At 50.1% G+C, this 14,987-nt stretch carries 18 protein-coding genes; 13 read left to right on the top strand and 5 right to left on the bottom strand.

Annotation, left to right across the window (positions count from 1 at the left end; translation table 11 throughout):
- Window positions 1-53: 53 nt before the first annotated feature.
- Window positions 54-1,046 (bottom strand): tyrosine-type recombinase/integrase, encoded by a 993-nt coding sequence (locus ACLJPE_RS12505; RefSeq protein WP_024132356.1) that lies wholly within the window; start codon window positions 1,044-1,046, stop codon window positions 54-56.
- Window positions 1,047-1,112: 66 nt separating this feature from the next.
- Window positions 1,113-1,418, bottom strand: coding sequence for a helix-turn-helix domain-containing protein (locus tag ACLJPE_RS12510; protein ID WP_000185337.1), 306 nt, complete (start codon window positions 1,416-1,418; stop codon window positions 1,113-1,115).
- 97 nt (window positions 1,419-1,515) lie between these two features.
- Between ACLJPE_RS12510 and ACLJPE_RS12515 the strand changes: the two genes are divergently transcribed.
- From ACLJPE_RS12515 to ACLJPE_RS12535, 5 genes are read left to right on the top strand one after another with little or no spacing between them, the layout of a single operon-like run.
- Entirely contained in the window at window positions 1,516-1,854 is a 339-nt protein-coding gene (locus tag ACLJPE_RS12515; protein WP_000661531.1) for a Cox family DNA-binding protein, read from the top strand.
- Window positions 1,855-1,879: 25 nt separating this feature from the next.
- Window positions 1,880-2,212 carry a hypothetical protein gene (locus ACLJPE_RS12520; protein WP_000645096.1) on the top strand — a complete coding sequence of 111 codons (333 nt, stop codon included), beginning with the start codon at window positions 1,880-1,882 and terminating at the stop codon, window positions 2,210-2,212.
- 9 nt (window positions 2,213-2,221) lie between these two features.
- Window positions 2,222-2,791: a 3'-5' exonuclease gene (locus ACLJPE_RS12525; protein WP_000681787.1), complete on the top strand. Its 570-nt coding sequence runs from the start codon at window positions 2,222-2,224 to the stop codon at window positions 2,789-2,791.
- Window positions 2,792-2,793: 2 nt separating this feature from the next.
- Window positions 2,794-3,012 carry a hypothetical protein gene (locus ACLJPE_RS12530; protein ID WP_000922120.1) on the top strand — a complete coding sequence of 73 codons (219 nt, stop codon included), beginning with the start codon at window positions 2,794-2,796 and terminating at the stop codon, window positions 3,010-3,012.
- A 38-nt stretch (window positions 3,013-3,050) separates the two neighbouring features.
- The gene (locus ACLJPE_RS12535) at window positions 3,051-5,708 is read left to right on the top strand and encodes a toprim domain-containing protein (RefSeq protein WP_000994501.1); all 2,658 of its coding nucleotides are present in this window, start codon (window positions 3,051-3,053) and stop codon (window positions 5,706-5,708) included.
- Between the two features lie 27 nt (window positions 5,709-5,735).
- Here ACLJPE_RS12535 and ACLJPE_RS12540 read toward each other — a convergent pair whose 3' ends face one another.
- From ACLJPE_RS12540 to ACLJPE_RS12550, 3 genes are read right to left on the bottom strand one after another with little or no spacing between them, the layout of a single operon-like run.
- Window positions 5,736-6,005: an ogr/Delta-like zinc finger family protein gene (locus ACLJPE_RS12540; RefSeq protein ID WP_001264830.1), complete on the bottom strand. Its 270-nt coding sequence runs from the start codon at window positions 6,003-6,005 to the stop codon at window positions 5,736-5,738.
- Between the two features lie 53 nt (window positions 6,006-6,058).
- Complete coding sequence (locus ACLJPE_RS12545) at window positions 6,059-7,078, bottom strand: phage portal protein (protein WP_000746494.1); 1,020 nt, start codon at window positions 7,076-7,078, stop codon at window positions 6,059-6,061.
- Window positions 7,075-8,859 (bottom strand): terminase large subunit domain-containing protein, encoded by a 1,785-nt coding sequence (locus tag ACLJPE_RS12550; protein ID WP_001151938.1) that lies wholly within the window; start codon window positions 8,857-8,859, stop codon window positions 7,075-7,077. The genes ACLJPE_RS12545 and ACLJPE_RS12550 overlap by 4 nt, the downstream gene beginning before the upstream one ends.
- A gap of 210 nt (window positions 8,860-9,069) precedes the next feature.
- Between ACLJPE_RS12550 and ACLJPE_RS12555 the strand changes: the two genes are divergently transcribed.
- The 8 genes from ACLJPE_RS12555 to ACLJPE_RS12590 all read left to right on the top strand — a co-directional run bounded on the left by ACLJPE_RS12555 (window position 9,070) and on the right by ACLJPE_RS12590 (window position 14,986).
- Window positions 9,070-9,906, top strand: a complete 837-nt coding sequence (locus tag ACLJPE_RS12555) for a capsid scaffolding protein (RefSeq protein WP_023375469.1) — start codon at window positions 9,070-9,072, stop codon at window positions 9,904-9,906.
- A 34-nt stretch (window positions 9,907-9,940) separates the two neighbouring features.
- Complete coding sequence (locus ACLJPE_RS12560) at window positions 9,941-10,969, top strand: phage major capsid protein, P2 family (protein WP_001176503.1); 1,029 nt, start codon at window positions 9,941-9,943, stop codon at window positions 10,967-10,969.
- An 11-nt stretch (window positions 10,970-10,980) separates the two neighbouring features.
- The gene (gpM, locus tag ACLJPE_RS12565; protein ID WP_001177276.1) at window positions 10,981-11,679 is read left to right on the top strand and encodes a phage terminase small subunit; all 699 of its coding nucleotides are present in this window, start codon (window positions 10,981-10,983) and stop codon (window positions 11,677-11,679) included.
- 98 nt (window positions 11,680-11,777) lie between these two features.
- Entirely contained in the window at window positions 11,778-12,230 is a 453-nt protein-coding gene (locus ACLJPE_RS12570) for a head completion/stabilization protein (RefSeq protein WP_000491223.1), read from the top strand.
- Entirely contained in the window at window positions 12,227-12,709 is a 483-nt protein-coding gene (locus ACLJPE_RS12575; protein ID WP_000080871.1) for a phage tail protein, read from the top strand. Before ACLJPE_RS12570 ends, ACLJPE_RS12575 begins: the two co-directional genes overlap by 4 nt.
- Window positions 12,706-13,410 (top strand): hypothetical protein, encoded by a 705-nt coding sequence (locus ACLJPE_RS12580; RefSeq protein WP_000606933.1) that lies wholly within the window; start codon window positions 12,706-12,708, stop codon window positions 13,408-13,410. Before ACLJPE_RS12575 ends, ACLJPE_RS12580 begins: the two co-directional genes overlap by 4 nt.
- On the top strand, window positions 13,407-14,534 hold the full coding sequence (locus ACLJPE_RS12585; RefSeq protein ID WP_000220184.1) for a DUF2586 domain-containing protein: 1,128 nt from the start codon (window positions 13,407-13,409) through the stop codon (window positions 14,532-14,534). The genes ACLJPE_RS12580 and ACLJPE_RS12585 overlap by 4 nt, the downstream gene beginning before the upstream one ends.
- Window positions 14,531-14,986 (top strand): phage protein, encoded by a 456-nt coding sequence (locus ACLJPE_RS12590; RefSeq protein ID WP_000166745.1) that lies wholly within the window; start codon window positions 14,531-14,533, stop codon window positions 14,984-14,986. Before ACLJPE_RS12585 ends, ACLJPE_RS12590 begins: the two co-directional genes overlap by 4 nt.
- Window position 14,987 lies beyond the last annotated feature (1 nt).

The following is a 14,987-nucleotide window of genomic DNA, read 5'->3' on the forward strand; positions in this document are numbered from 1 at the left end:
TTAAATCAATCAGTTATGAGCGCCTTATCAGCCCTAATTACCCCTAAAGTGCCTTAGTTGGTGGACATTATCTGGACACTCCCGCGCATAGGGTTAAACCGTATAGCATCGGATAAATAGTCCGGGGCGAAGTGAGCATACGTCATTGTTTGCTCAATAGTTGTATGCCCCAGGATTCGCTGTAGCGTGATAATGTTTCCACCGTTAATCATGAAATGAGTAGCAAAAGTATGTCGTAACACATGAAGCGCTTGTCCTCTTGGCAGGTCGGGTTTTACCTTACGGAGTACATCGCGAACTCGTTCATAGTTAGTGTCAAACAACTTTCCTGATTTGCGCGTAAGGATGTAGTCAGCTATCTCTTGTGAAATTGGAACTGTCCGGGCCGGGCCAGTTTTAGTCTTGACGAAAGTTACACGATTACTGATAACGTGTTCTGCTTTCAGATTACTGGCTTCGCCCCATCGCGCCCCTGTATTTAGGCATAACACGACAACCCTACGATCATCACCAGTGAGTGCCATTAATAAGTCCCGGATCTCCTCTTCTGACAGGAAGGACATTTCTGTGTTTTCCAGGCGTAGTTTACGCACCTTGTGAAATGGGTTTTCATGATGAAACTCCTCCATATCAATCAGCAGCCTAAACATGCTGGACATAGTACAAAAGTCCCTGTTTACCGTTCCGGCAGACACACCATCATGTAGCCTGCTTGCACGATACTTCATTAAAAAATTACGAGTCAGTTCGTAAACTCTGGGTTCGCCCATTTCACGGTTAATCTTTTCTAGCCGTTTTTTGTATGAGTCACCGTAATTATGGTTTTTACCGTGGTAACTCCACCATAGCGCGATCAAATCAGACAAAAGTCTTCTGTCTGCTGGTTTATCCTGCCACTCTTTATCGTGGAAGTTTGTCAAAACATATTTTTCATATGTCTGAGCTTCTGACTTCCTGTTGAATTTTCGGCGAATCCTCTTTCCTGAAGTTCCGCGCGGTCTTACGTCCACTTCATAACGACCATCATCGAGCTTCTTAATCGACATAGCGAAGCCCTCCGACATCTGAATCATTATGTAAATTATGTGCTAATGCGTATATAAAACAGACAATTAACCAGCCTTCTGGGTGGAGTGGGATGATTTTTTGTCGTCTTGCCCATCAGGGGAGAGAGACGGCGCGACCTGTCCCGCTGCCGGTGCTGTTTTGCCTGTCATTAACCAAAGCGTATATTTTTCAAATCTTGGATGCTGAGTGAACAACATGAGGTTGCCTTCAGTCATCTGTATGCCTTTCACTTCGTAATTAGTTAAAGTGTTGTAGGAAATTCCTATTATTTCAGATAGTTGACTTCTACTTAATCCCTCCGCCTTCCTAATTAATTGGATTTTCTTTCCTGCACTTGACGAGTTGGTCATATGTGACATATCCTTTGCTTGTCAGATGTGACATACAAATACACCCTAGAGCGGATTAAAGCGCCCTAAGAACCCAAACTGACGGAGGATAACACAGATGAAAGAGCTATCCGAAAATGAGATTTCATTACTGGTGACACCAGAACTTTTTGCTACCTACATAGGTAAAACACCGTCTGCGATCCGAAAAATGGCTTCTGCTAATAAGTTGCCAGTTGTACGCATGAAAGATCCTGATAACCCCTCGAAAAAAGGGGGAGAAATTTATATTCATCGTGGCGAATGGGATGATTACGCAGCTTACCTTGCGCAGTCTGCACCGCCTGAGTGGCATAACTGGAAAAACCGCTTATTTACATCTGAACCAGGAATCTTTAAAGAGTGGGCTAAGCGAGTTTTTACGACGAGTAAAACAACAAGCCATAGTAAAAAATAATTTTTTAATTTATTCGGGATTCACTATGAAAGCGAAATACGCCACGCTTATTCGTAGCCTGTTACGTACCTATCGCGAACAGGCAAGTGCTATTGAGAAGGAGTCATTCTCTGTTCATAGCGATGGTATCCAGTTAATGGAGCTAAATTTAAAACTGGCGAAGTGTCTCGAAGGTATGTCTTTAATGGCCAGGTTTAATAATGAATTTGAGGATTATTGTGAACTTCACGAAATTACTATGATGGCTTTTAATGGGAGTATTCCGGTTGATGATAATATTCCAGGCCTCATTTCACTCGCTTCATGCACTGTAAAAAATAATAAATCTGCTGTACAACTTACCGCCGTTCAACGTTAAGGAAATACCATGAAACATTTAATGATTGACCTTGAGACAATGGATAATAAACCAACCGCTGCAATTACTGCTATCGGTGCTGTTTTGTTTAATCCGGAAACGGGTGAAATGGGGGAAACATTCTATCGTCGTATCAGTCTTACAAGTAGCGTTGATTACGACTGCACGATGGGCGCAGATACCGTGTTGTGGTGGCTGCGTCAGTCCATCGAAGCAAAGAGCGAGATTATTAATGATGCGAATTGTCCGCTGGATACCGCCATATCTGACCTTTTCCATTTTATCTGTGAACTCACTGATGCACATCATTTACAGGTCTGGGGTAATGGATCGTCATTCGACAACGTTATTCTTCGTCATGCTGCAAATAAGGTCGGCTTGTTAAGCCCGATGTGGAATTACTGGAATGATCGTGATGTAAGAACAGTAAGTGCACTGGCTAAAGCTCTGGGACTGAATATTAATAATATTATTAAGTTTGAAGGCGTCAAACATCACGCTTTATATGATGCTATCCATCAGGCAAAAATTGTTTCTTATGTCTGGACGTACCTCATGAAAATAGCCAGTGTGAAATAACTATGCTGAAAGTGACCTCTCATGCAAGTGAAAGTGTCATAAATAAGGCATTTTCAGCGCTGACGGAATATTACAACGGCAAAAAGGTTTATCAGGTTATTAAGCCGAATCATTATTTTTCTGTTCATGTCTCCTATCGCTGGCGTCTGCTTAGTAAGAATAAGGGCAGGGACTGGGAATTAATGACGCATGAGCGATATAACAAACAGTATAAAATATAATTTTTGCCTTTCTTTCACTATTCATATCTGGATTATATATGAACGCTACGATACAACGGGACGTTGTGCGCCGCCTTGTCCGTGACTTTGAATTTAAAGAAAAAGATAAATATTTGCAGCAGGGCATATGCCCTGCCTGTCATAAACGTGAGTTATTTACCAGTATTGAGAAACCCTGGATTCTGAAATGTGGCCGTGAAAATAACTGCGGTCATCAGGTCGTTGTTAAAGAGCTGTATTCGGATATTTTTGAAGACTGGTCTAAGCGTTATCAGGACACGCCCGAAACCCCACATGCGGCGGCAGAAGCCTATCTGCGTGAGGCCAGAGGACTGAATACGGAACCACTGAAAGGCAGTTTTACCCAGGGTGCATTTGTGAAGGATGGTATGGGATCTGCCACTGTCCGGTTTAAGTTGTCATGTGGTGCCATGTGGGAGCGTATCATTGACCAGCCGCAGCGCTTCGGAAAACAAAAAGCGAATATCAAAGGAAGCTATGTTGGTCACTGGTGGGTACCGCCTTTTATTAACCTGCTGGAAGTGAACGAAATCTGGATCACCGAGGGCATTTTCAATGCACTGAGTCTTTGTCAGGCTGGCTTACCTGCGGTGGCAACACTGAGCAGCAATAATTATCCGCTGGCCGCGCTGGATACACTGGCCAAAGAATTGGGTGAAAAACCACGCCCGCGCCTTGTATGGGCGTTTGATGGTGATAAGGCCGGTACAAAACACACACTGGCTTTTGCTGCGCGCAGTGATGCAGCCGGCTGGAAAACGCGCGCCGCGCAGCCGATGAAATCATCGTCTTGCCTGGACTGGAATGATTTGCTGCTACGTGACCGTTTCAGTAAATCAGACATAAAAAATTACCGCTATTATGGAGATCTCCTGCTGGCGAAAAGCCCGACTGAAAAAGCCCTTCTTATGCATCAACATAATGAATGGCATTCGTTTTATTTTGAGTATGGCTCACGTATGTACTGGTTTGAGCTGGATCTTGACCGGTACACACGCGCACTGGATCGTATTACCAATACCGGAACCGAAGTCATACAGGAATGGGAGGCCAGAGAAAAAGCTGTTAAAGAGTCCGGATGTGTCACGGAAATTGCCAACTGCTGGCTGACTCCCCTGTATTTCCAGCGTTCTGAACCCACGGACGAGTCCTGGTATTACGTGAAGGTGAATATGCCAAACAGACCGGCTGTGAAAGACACCTTCACAGCAAATCAGCTTACCAGCTCCGCCGAGTTCAAAAAGCGCTTGTTGCATATTGCCAAAGGGGCTGTGTATACCGGAAGTACCAAACAGCTGGATAAGTTTATTCAGATGCGTCTTCCCGAAATCAAAGAGGTTAAAACGCAGAATTTTATTGGTTACAACAAGGATTATTCAGCGTGGTTGTTTAATCGTGTGGCCGTTTGCGATGGCCGGCTGTATGAAATGAATGACGAGGATTATTTCGAAATTAACCATGCAAGCGTAAAAAGCCTGAGTCTTACGCCTGTGCTGGATCTGAATCCAAAGCTGAATGAATTTACCACAGGCTGGATTGACGATATCTGGACGGCGTTCGGTGAAAAAGGATATGTGGCGCTGGCGTTCTGGCTGGGGTCACTCTTTGCTGAACAAATCCGCGAACGTGACAAGTCATTTCCGTTTCTGGAGATTGTCGGCGAACCCGGAACGGGTAAATCAACGCTTATTGAGTTCCTTTGGAAACTCGCTGGCCGTGAAGAATATGAAGGTTTTGATCCATCTAAATCGACGGCCGCAGCGCGCGGACGTAACTTTGCTCAGGTAAGTAACCTGCCGGTGGTGCTAATTGAAGGTGATCGCACCACGGACAACGCGAAACAGCGTGCTTTTGACTGGGATGAACTGAAATCACTGTATAATGGTCGGGCATCCCGCGCAGTAGGCATCAAATCCAACAATAACGAGACATATGAACCGCCATTCAGGGGAAGTATCGTTATCGCACAGAACGCAGATACAGACGGCAGTAAGGCGTTTCTGGAGCGTATTATCCATATCTACACTGACAAACGTGGCCAGTCCATTCAGACGCGACATGCCGCAGAGCGGCTTGAACAAATCCCTGTCAGTCGGGTGTCCGGATTCACGTTACTGGCGGCCATGCGTGAAAAAGAAATTATGGATACGTTCAGCAGGAGTTACGAACGCGCCCGTAATGAACTGGAGTCTGATGCGGATATTCGCCATATTCGTATTGCAAAAAATCACGCGCAGCTGGCTGGTCTGCTGGATGCGCTCGCGATTGTTGTACCGTTGCCGGTTGAGCGCATAGAAAAAACCCGTGCGGCTATCACTGCACTGGCCGTGGAACGCTGCCAGGCACTTAAAAAGGATCATCCTATGGTTCAGGAGTTCTGGGAGTTGTTTGATTACCTGGATGAACTGGCACCTTATGGCATCAATCATTCGTCTGATGAGAATGAAATAGCGGTTAATTTTAACCACATGGAGGAAGTCGCCGCTGCACACCGGCAGCGCATACCTTTTACCTTAACGGAAATCAAAAAGCTGCTTAAAAACGGTAATGAACGCCGTTTCATCAGGCAGGGAACCACACGCAGCGCAGTAAGTGAGCGTCATAATCGCGGTAAAGGGGATATGTCCAGAATGCCTGAGACCTTCCGGTGCTGGATATTTGGTCGAGAGAAATAAAAAAGGCACCGTGTGCGGTGCCATGTGTTATGCGGCCAGACTGGCTTTTAATAAATCCAGCGTCATTTGCTTCTGTTCTGGTGAGAATGAATTAATGATGGTCTGTAACATCATATCGCCTGTCTTCGCACTGGGGCTGAGTGTGTGGGAGAATGTCAGGTTCAGTACAAATGTATGTCCGCACTCCACATCCGTACAGGCGCAATAAATATCTGAAATATGGGGGTGTTTGGGATTGGTTTTTCTGATAACCGCTTTTGCCCCGCACTCCGGACATTTTACTTTCAGTACCCGCATATCCCTCGCTCCGTTAATCTGAAAACGCTGATATTTTAGCCTTTTTCTGGACATTAATCACCTTCCAGCTCACTGTCTTTCAGGAAATTAAGGTACAGGTGGGGCGGTACATCACTTTCCTGCGCCACTGCGGCGCTGAACATACGCTGAATGGGTAAAATCTCCGCTTTACGGTATGTTTTAGCCGCTTTTTCAATATCGCCCATTATAGCTCCGTTGGTGGGGATAATCCCTGCCAGACCTGCCGGAAAACGATGCGCGGTCAGCACGTCCTGGGCGCTGATGCTTTTGATGTTCTGAAACTCATCTTTGGCACTGATATCGCCAATCGGGATAAATTTGATGCCATCCGGATCGCCTTTGGGGATGTTCACAAACATGGTGCTGAAGTTCCCGATCCCCTTCGACTGCTCCAGCTTCTGAATGATTTCTTCTTCCACTTCGTCGGTCATATTCGGGTCGTTGCAATAAATCATGCCGCCCGTGTGACCACCGTTGTGGTAGTAACGCCGGCGAAAAATCGTGGCTTCACCGTTGAGCATGGCGGAGTGGATGCCGCTGATGTAATCCGGAAGACCATAAATGGCCTGTTGCGGGTCGTACTGCCTGAGAAAAATAATATCTTCAGGCGGATAAATTACCGGTTCACCCTGCTGAAGTACAACAAATTCCCCGGTCTTACGCTGGCGGGTATAGAGTGCCGGCAGCGGGTAAAGTGCGATTACATCCCCCCAGCCGTTACGTACCTTGAGAATGGCCACATCACCGAACGTCAGCCAGTCAAACACGGCCGCGCCCAGTTGCTCATGCGTCAGGCCGCCGCCATTATAATTTGCTGTCACCATATTGCGGCGGGCATACAGCACGCCACCGTGCTGCGCGTTCAGGTTTACCAGTTGCGCCAGCGCCAGCCGGTCAATCGGGAGCGTCCAGTGTTCCGCTTCATTGTCATACCAGACGTCTGTATAGTTCGTGCCGGTCGTCAGAATGGGTTCTGGCTTACCCAGCGTGATAAGGCTCATATGGCGCGGTCTGGTAACGGTGCGGCGTTCCCTGTATTTCCGTTTTTTCATGCTGCTTTCCCTAAGTTGCCCCAGCGTGATTTTCGCTGGTTTTCAAAGTTTAATGGTTCGTTGTCAATGGCATGGGCGATAGCCCAGAAGCTGTCAGCGTGGCCGGTTTCAGCTGTGCGGTCGGCGACAAATGTCATGGCGTTACCGCTGGCCGTGGACGTTCTGCGGATGGTCATAAAGCTGGCAGCGATTTCCGTCTTCTCCTTATCCCATTCCACGCGGTTGTCTTCGATAACGTCGATCATCTTCATCACCAGGCGGTTTTTCGTTTCCACGCCGTAGCGGATAGCCACCGCCTGACGCATGGCAAAATGCTGCACATCCTCAAAGACACCACTCCCCAGCCCGGTGATATCAATGCCGATGTAGGTCATGTTGTACTGGCCAAACAGCTTCTTAATTTGTGCCGCCTGCCATTTCCAGTTCATTCCCTGCCAGTGGAATACGCGCAGCACGCGAAATTTTTCGCCCGCCACGATCGGCGGCGCGATAATCACGAAGGTGGATGTGTCCCCGCTGCGTGCAGGGTCATAGCCTGCCCACACTTCACGATTGCCGAATGGCCGTGGCAGGTTTTCGTCATGATCCTCCCAGATATCCGGATCAACACAGCAACGTTCGACGTGGGAGAACGAAAATACGCTGTCCTTGCTGTCCACGAACACGCACATGTACAGCATGTTAAAGGTGTCGCGGTTGTAGCGATTGCGCAGCTTATCGATGCTGGCCAGGTTAAACCCGCCTGCGATCGCGTCTTCCAGCGTGATGATGTAGCGCCACTGGCCATCAGGACATAACCGTCCGCCGTCACGCAGCTCCTTCTCTGTTGGGAACGCCACGCGTGCGCGTTTTTTGTCGCCGCGCTTCCACTCTTCGCCTGTCCAGAACGGGTATGCCTGGTGTGTTTTGCTGCTGGGTGTGGAAAAGTAAGTGGTGCGCCATTTGTCGTGTGTGGCCATTGCGCTGGCCACTTCGTTTAACTTTGCAAAGTTGGGTACCCAGAAATATTCATCACAGTACAGATGACCACTGTATGACTGGGCGGTGTTCTTGTTGGTTGACAGGAAGCGCAGCTCCGCGCCGTTGGACAAACGGATGGGGTTGCCGGTCAGCTCCACGCCGAAATACTGCTCCGCAATGTTGACGATATAGCTGCGGAATACTTCAGCCTGGGCTTTTGAGGCGGACAGGAAGATTTGTGGATCACCTGTCATAACCGCATTCTCAAACGCTTCTATTGAGAAATACCAGGTTGCGCCAATCTGGCGGCTTTTCAGGATGTTCCTGATTTGCTGATGAAGATTGTCGCGAAGGTGTTTCTGGTAGCCGAAAAGGTGCTCCAGCGCGAAACGGTCAAAATCCTCCTGGGTTAAGTGGCTGATATCGTTCTTTTTGTATTTGCCGCGTTTCCGGTGCTTTTCGTCGCCACAGGACTGGCGGGACGCCGGCGCATCACTTTCACTGTGTTTAATTTCTGCCAGCTTTTCCTGATGCTTATTATGCTGTGCACGGAGTTTCACCAGGTGAGACACGAGGCTGTCCAGCTCCCGCAGCTCCAGTTCCGATTTCCCTTCACGTAATGTCAGTGACTGAATACGGCGGTTTAATGCGTCTTCTGTTGATTCATGACTGAGTAATTCCGCCCAGCAATATTTCTCCGCCCAGTAATAGACGATACGTCTGTTAGGCAGATTAAGTTCATCGGCAATTTCCTGCGGAGTATATCGTTTTAAATAGAGTGCCCGTGCAACGCCTTTTAATTCTTCACTGTATTTCGCCATTGGCTTCCTTGCCTTTATGTCAGTACTGTCTTTTCGGTTAAATCCGGAAGCAGTGGTATGTATGAATTATTCAGCAATTTGGTTTTCTTTTTTGAAAATAATTTCGTGGATATACGGATAAGCGACATAACCGAATTATTCCGGAATGAAGTGAATGCGGAAGCTAATTTTATTGGCGATACTGAAAACCGCAGCAGGAAGGGAGGCAATATGTCAGCTTCACAACTGGCAACAAACTGGATTTGTATCGCTACTGCGGGTGAAACGGTTGATAAGCGGGCTATTGAAGAGCAATGGCTACTGGATGCCGCTGAATTATACGACCCCTCTTTGTATACGGCGCTGTTATGGCCGGAGCATTCCCGTAATTTCGGGAATATGGGGGAGGTGCTGGAATTAAAAGCTGAACGTGATGATGAAGGTATTTTGCGTTTATATGCTCGTTTATGTCCTGGTATTTCGTTACTTCAGGCGAACGCCAACGGGCAACTTTTATTTTTGTCGCCGGAATTCACACCGGACGGTAATTTCCGGAACACCGGTAAAACCTATCTGGAAGGGCTGGCAGTCACTGACAGCCCGGCAGGAGTGAGCACCACACGGCTACGTTTCAGCCGCACCAAAGGAAAACGCATCGGCCCGTATAAGCCGCTGGCGTTTGATGAAGTCAGGGAATTTAAAAAGGAAAAGGGAATGTCTAAAGCGAAAAAAGGCTGGCGCCATTTTTTCAGTATTGAAGAACCAGAAGCGACCGCGGAGCAGGAAACATCACAGCCTGATGCTTTACAGGCGCTCGCTGAAGCGCTGGATGCGATTGATAAGCGTGTATCTGCCATTGAAACCCGTTTGGGTGAGGCGGAAGAAGCGGTATCTGATGTCCAGGAAGATGTGGACACCGTTAAGGAAGTGGTGGATACCGAAGATTTTGCGCGCCTGGTAGGGAATCTGCCAGAACTGGTGAAAAACTTCAGCAAGCTGAACAGCAAAGTTACCCAGTTGCCGGATAAAAAATTCAGCAAGGGCAAAAAAGGCTTCAATTTCCTGTAAGGGATAACACAACTTTTCTTTAAGGAAAAAGAATATGCAATTAAATGCGAAAGCCCGTGAGTTTCTGCGCCAGTATCACAATGGTCTGCGTGAATCCTACGGTGCGACCGATGACGACCGCTGGTTTGCGCTGTCAGATCCGAAAGAAACCCAGATGCGTAATGCGCTACTGGAGGAGTCATCTTTCCTGAATCTGTTGACGGTTGCTGATGTGGATCAGTTACAGGGGCAGGTGGTTCCGGTTGGCAGTTCTGGCCTGTATACCGGGCGTGTGCTGGATGGCCGTTTCCGTAAAAAAGTGGGCGTCAGCGGCAATGATTACAGGCTGGTCGAAACAGATTCGTGTGCCGCACTGACCTGGCAATTGCTTTCTGTCTGGGCGAATGCCGGCGATGAAAACGAGTTTTTCCAGCGTGTCCAGGAGTTCACCAATCAGGCGTTTGCGCTGGATATGCTGCGTATCGGGTTTAATGGTACCAAAGTGGCAGAAACCACAAATGCGGAAACCAACCCGAACGGCGAGGATGTGAACAAGGGCTGGCATCAAATCGTTAAAGAGTGGAAGGATGGCCAGCAGATCATCACTGATAAGGTTGTGCTGGACGGTGACGGTAAAGGTGATTACGTGTCGCTGGATGCGATGGCATCCGATCTTATCAATGCCAAAATTCCGGCACAGTACCGTAATGATCCGCGTCTGGTGGTTCTGGTAGGTGCTGACCTGGTGGCGGCGGAGTCGTTCCGTCTGTATCAGAAAGCTGATAAACCCACTGAAAAGATTGCGGCACAGCTGCTGTCTGACAGTATCGCCGGCCGTACGGCTTATGTTCCTCCGTTTATGCCAGGCAAGCGCATGATTGTTACCACACTGCCTAACCTGCATATCTACACCCAGCGCGGTACGCGTCAGCGTAAAGCGGAGTTTGTGGAAGATCGCAAGCAGTATGAAAACAAATACCTGCGTAATGAAGGCTATGCCGTGGAATATCCGGAACTGTATGCCGCATTTGACGAAAGCGCGGTAACGATTGGGGCAACGGCTGCACCGTCAGCAGGCGCATAACGGGGGAAATAATGCAGTTGTCACCGGCACAGCGACACAGCGCGCGTATTGCAGCAGAACGGCTGCTGCGTCAGCAACAATCTCTCGACAGTGAAACCAGTCTGCACGTCCAGATTGCGGCACTGGAAAAGGATGTGGCAGCGGCCGCAGCGATTAGCAACCGTGCGGAGCGCATGGAGTTCAAGCGTGATGTGCTGTTGCCCCGCTGGATGCCGACCGCACAAACCTGGCTGGAAAGTGACAGCATGCATCAGAATCCCGTTTTTGCCTGGTGTGTCATCTGGCTGTTTGATACCGGCCAGTTCGATCAGGCGCTGGACTGGGCGGATGTGGCCATCGAACGGGGGCAGGAAACCCCGGCCGCGTTCGGCAGTGCGTTCCCGGTGTTTGTGGCCGATACGGTACTGGCCTGGGCGGAGACGGAAGCCGCACAGGGGCAGGATGTGGAGCCGTATTTCAGCCGCACGCTGGGAAACGTTATGCAGCACTGGAATGTGTATGAGGTCATCAAGGCCAAATATGTGAAATTTGCCGGTCTGCACCTGCTACGCGATGAGAACGGAGAGCCACGCGCAGCGGCAACGGAAGACAGGGATGTATTGCTCCGGGCGAAGGATTTGCTGGAGCAGGCGAAGGGATTCGACCCTAAATGTGGTGTCGGCACGATGTTGCAGCGCATTGCTGCACGTCTGCGGGCGCTGGATAAGTAATCACAGGCTACCGACCCGAAAGCGGGCGCGGTGGAGGGGAGCGCATCAGCGTATCGCCCGTGGAAACCGGCCAGCCCGCTTTTTTCCGGAGGAACAGGATGTTCAGCGGAACTGCAATTGATTTTGATGATGCCATTCTGACTAATGATGGCTTCTGGCCAGACCTGAGCGTGAAGGATTTTCAGTCCCAGCGTGCTATTCCTGCCGATATCGACGCAGCCACCATCCGTCAGGCGCTGCTGACCGCAGCCGGTGAAATCAATGATGATCTGGTCAGGGTAGTGGCGGATTGTCGCCTCAGTGGCCATGCAAGCGCGGCGGACGTTCCGGGCGTTGAGATTGACGGTGAAAATCTGTTGTGCGCCCGTTACCGCAAGGCTGTTTTTGCCCGCGCCAAAGCTGACCTGATGGGCGAATTTGCGTCTGTTGGGCGCCGTGAAAGCCATCCTGGGCAGGAAAGCGATGAAACCCGCTCCAGTCTGATAGCGGAATCCACGCTGGCGGTACGGCGTATCAAAGGGCTGAAACGCATCACGGTGGCCATGATATGAGCCAGCTTACCGAATTAACGGATTTTCTCATTGCGAACATGCCCAGACGGGCAATGCAGGGATTTGACAGCCAGATGGATGAAATCGCATTCATCCCGGCACAGCGTGACACCGGGCTGGGGCAGTATCGCATTGCCATCATTCGTTATAACGCCGTGCTGACGTGGGAGCGTTATCCCTACCGTGAGTACGATCCCAAAATTCTGATGGCGTTATTTATGTCGTGGCTTTGTCAGGATGAGCGGGCGCTCTTTGAGGAAACCGGCATTGATGCCGAATTACCTGAATTTGATATCGAAACCATCGACCAGGAAACCGCCATTATGGTGGTGACGCTGCCAATGGTGGAGGAACTGAATCTGATCCCCGATCCCAAAGGTCAGATCCCGTTTGATGGCCAGCGCTGGAAGCTGGCAAACCCCGAAGTCTGGACGGCGGATGAGGTGACGGTGATCCCCGTCAATGAGGGGGATGGATGATAAATGGCGAACTGAACCAGGAACAGTTCCGCCAGCTACAGGAGGCGCTGAAAAAGCTGGATTTGCCTCCTGCCAGACGTCGCCGGCTGTTGTGGCGCATGGCGAAATACGGCGTGGAAGCCGCAGCAAAGCGCAATGTGCGCAACCAGCAGTCACCGGAGGGGGATAAGTGGCAGGGGAGACAGACCCGGCGTAAAGGCAAGATGTTGCGCAATATGCCGAAACTTATCCGCATCCGTGAAATGCCGGAAACGGATTCCGTCAGGTTGTATCTGGCTGGTGGCCATTACCGGAATGCGAAGGGAAATCTGCCTGCCGGCGTGGTGGGTTATGTCCAGCAGAATGGCATGAGCGTAACCGTCAACCGCAGGCAGGTGGAAGGCCGTGAGCAGGGGGATAAACCTGCATCACTGCGACAGGCGAAACGTCTGCGTAAGGCCGGGTATAAAGTCAGGCGCGGCAAGCGCTGGCGTAAGCCCGGTTATAAGGAAATACAGGAAAAAATGACCGCCAGACAGGCAGGTTTGCTTATCCGGATACTGGAGGACAAACCGGTCAAAACATCCTGGCAGATTGATTTACCTGCCAGGGCGTTTCTGGGGATAGGTCAGGATGATTTTAACAGATCGCTGGCACGACAGCTTCAGGCTATCGGGTTCGGCTGGGATGTTAACGCGCAGGATATCAGGGGGAGAGCATGACCTGGCCAATCGTAACCGTTAACCAGGTAAACCAGTTACTGGGTGAAACCAAAGAGGTGGAACGCACGTTGCTGTTTATCGGTACGGGTACCAAAAATGTGGGAAAAACTCTGGCTGTTAATGCACAGAGTGACTTTAACGCGCTACTGGGTGAGGGAAACAGTCCGTTAAAAAGTGATGTACTGGCTGCACTGGCGAACGCCGGGCAGAACTGGTGGGGGTTCATCCATGTGCTGGCCGCTGACAGTGAGTCAGGGGCGTGGGTTGATGCCGTCAAAGCTGCACAGGTTTCCTGTTCGGTGGAAGGTGTGGTGCTGTCGGATGATGTGGCTGCAAAAGAGCAGATTAACCAGGCGGCAACGTTGCGATCCGAACTGATTGCAAAATACGGTCGCTGGGTGTGGTTCATTCTGGCCGTACAGGGTATGCAGGAGGATGAATCACAGGCGGATTATCTGAAACGTCTGTCCACCCTTCAGCAGGGTATTGCTGAAAAAGCGGTGCAGCTGGTTCCGCGTCTCTGGGGGAATGAACCGGGTGTTCTGGCCGGTCGCCTCTGTAATCGCGCTGTTACCATCGCTGACAGTCCGGCGCGGGTAAAAACCGGGCCGTTACTGAATCTGGGCAGCGATGAACTGCCGAAAGATGGGGCAGGGGCAACGCTGGGGCTGGCTACCCTTCAGGCGCTGGAGGCACAGCGCTACAGCGTGCCGATGTGGTATCCGGACTATGACGGCTTTTACTGGGCTGACGGTCGCACGCTGGATGTGGAAGGAGGTGATTATCAGTCCATTGAGACGCTGCGTATTGTGGACAAGGCCGCCCGTCGTGTCCGTCTGCTGGCTATCGGTAAGATTGCCGATCGCTCCCTGAACAGTACACCGGGAAGCATTGCCGCACACCAGACGCTGTTTGCCCGTCCGCTGCGTGAAATGTCCACGGCGGCCAGCATTAACGGTGTGTCATTTCCGGGCGAAGTGAAGCCACCGCAGGACGGTGACGTGACCATTGTCTGGAAGAACAAAAAGGCGGTGGATATCTACATTGTGGTGCGTACGTATGAAGTACCACTGCAAATCACCATCAGTCTGTTACTGGATGCGAGTCTGGAGGCCAGCGCATGACCAAACGTATTTCAGGGATGTCCTTTGACGTCTACGTGGACGGCGACCTGATCCACATTGAAAAAATTTCGCTGGATATCACCGACAACAGCGCCGCAGCTCAGACACGCGGTGTACCTGACGGCTATGTCGACGGCGATGTGGCCGCAGAGGGTGAAATTGAAGTCAGTTCAAAAGTGCTTCAGGTACTGACGGCCAAAGCCCGTTCAGCCGGTTCATGGCGGGGCATTCCCCCTGTGGACTTCCTTTTTTACGCCAAAGCCGGCAGCGAAGAAATGAAGGTGGAAACCTTCGGTAATAAGCTCCAGCTCAATAGTGTACTGGATGTTGATCCGAAGGGCAGCAGCGTGTCCACCCATAAAATTAAATACTTCGTGACCAGTCCGAAGTTCGTCAACATCAACGGCGTTCCGTATCTGGAAGCGGAGGCCACGGAAAACCTGATTGGATAAG

Source organism: Salmonella sp. SAL04196 (assembly GCF_046550835.1).
Taxonomy (GTDB): Bacteria; Pseudomonadota; Gammaproteobacteria; order Enterobacterales; family Enterobacteriaceae; genus Salmonella; species Salmonella enterica.

Coding starts and splice junctions, on each gene's coding strand:
- ACLJPE_RS12535 (WP_000994501.1), top strand. CDS start 3,051: ATGAACGCTACGATACAACGGGACGTTGTGCGCCGCCTTGTCCGTGAC.
- ACLJPE_RS12580 (WP_000606933.1), top strand. CDS start 12,706: ATGATAAATGGCGAACTGAACCAGGAACAGTTCCGCCAGCTACAGGAG.
- ACLJPE_RS12515 (WP_000661531.1), top strand. CDS start 1,516: ATGAAAGAGCTATCCGAAAATGAGATTTCATTACTGGTGACACCAGAA.
- ACLJPE_RS12560 (WP_001176503.1), top strand. CDS start 9,941: ATGCAATTAAATGCGAAAGCCCGTGAGTTTCTGCGCCAGTATCACAAT.
- ACLJPE_RS12520 (WP_000645096.1), top strand. CDS start 1,880: ATGAAAGCGAAATACGCCACGCTTATTCGTAGCCTGTTACGTACCTAT.
- ACLJPE_RS12545 (WP_000746494.1), bottom strand. CDS start 7,078: ATGAAAAAACGGAAATACAGGGAACGCCGCACCGTTACCAGACCGCGC.
- ACLJPE_RS12555 (WP_023375469.1), top strand. CDS start 9,070: ATGTCAGCTTCACAACTGGCAACAAACTGGATTTGTATCGCTACTGCG.
- ACLJPE_RS12550 (WP_001151938.1), bottom strand. CDS start 8,859: ATGGCGAAATACAGTGAAGAATTAAAAGGCGTTGCACGGGCACTCTAT.
- ACLJPE_RS12570 (WP_000491223.1), top strand. CDS start 11,778: ATGTTCAGCGGAACTGCAATTGATTTTGATGATGCCATTCTGACTAAT.
- gpM (WP_001177276.1), top strand. CDS start 10,981: ATGCAGTTGTCACCGGCACAGCGACACAGCGCGCGTATTGCAGCAGAA.
- ACLJPE_RS12590 (WP_000166745.1), top strand. CDS start 14,531: ATGACCAAACGTATTTCAGGGATGTCCTTTGACGTCTACGTGGACGGC.
- ACLJPE_RS12525 (WP_000681787.1), top strand. CDS start 2,222: ATGAAACATTTAATGATTGACCTTGAGACAATGGATAATAAACCAACC.
- ACLJPE_RS12510 (WP_000185337.1), bottom strand. CDS start 1,418: ATGACCAACTCGTCAAGTGCAGGAAAGAAAATCCAATTAATTAGGAAG.
- ACLJPE_RS12585 (WP_000220184.1), top strand. CDS start 13,407: ATGACCTGGCCAATCGTAACCGTTAACCAGGTAAACCAGTTACTGGGT.
- ACLJPE_RS12530 (WP_000922120.1), top strand. CDS start 2,794: ATGCTGAAAGTGACCTCTCATGCAAGTGAAAGTGTCATAAATAAGGCA.
- ACLJPE_RS12575 (WP_000080871.1), top strand. CDS start 12,227: ATGAGCCAGCTTACCGAATTAACGGATTTTCTCATTGCGAACATGCCC.
- ACLJPE_RS12540 (WP_001264830.1), bottom strand. CDS start 6,005: ATGCGGGTACTGAAAGTAAAATGTCCGGAGTGCGGGGCAAAAGCGGTT.
- ACLJPE_RS12505 (WP_024132356.1), bottom strand. CDS start 1,046: ATGTCGATTAAGAAGCTCGATGATGGTCGTTATGAAGTGGACGTAAGA.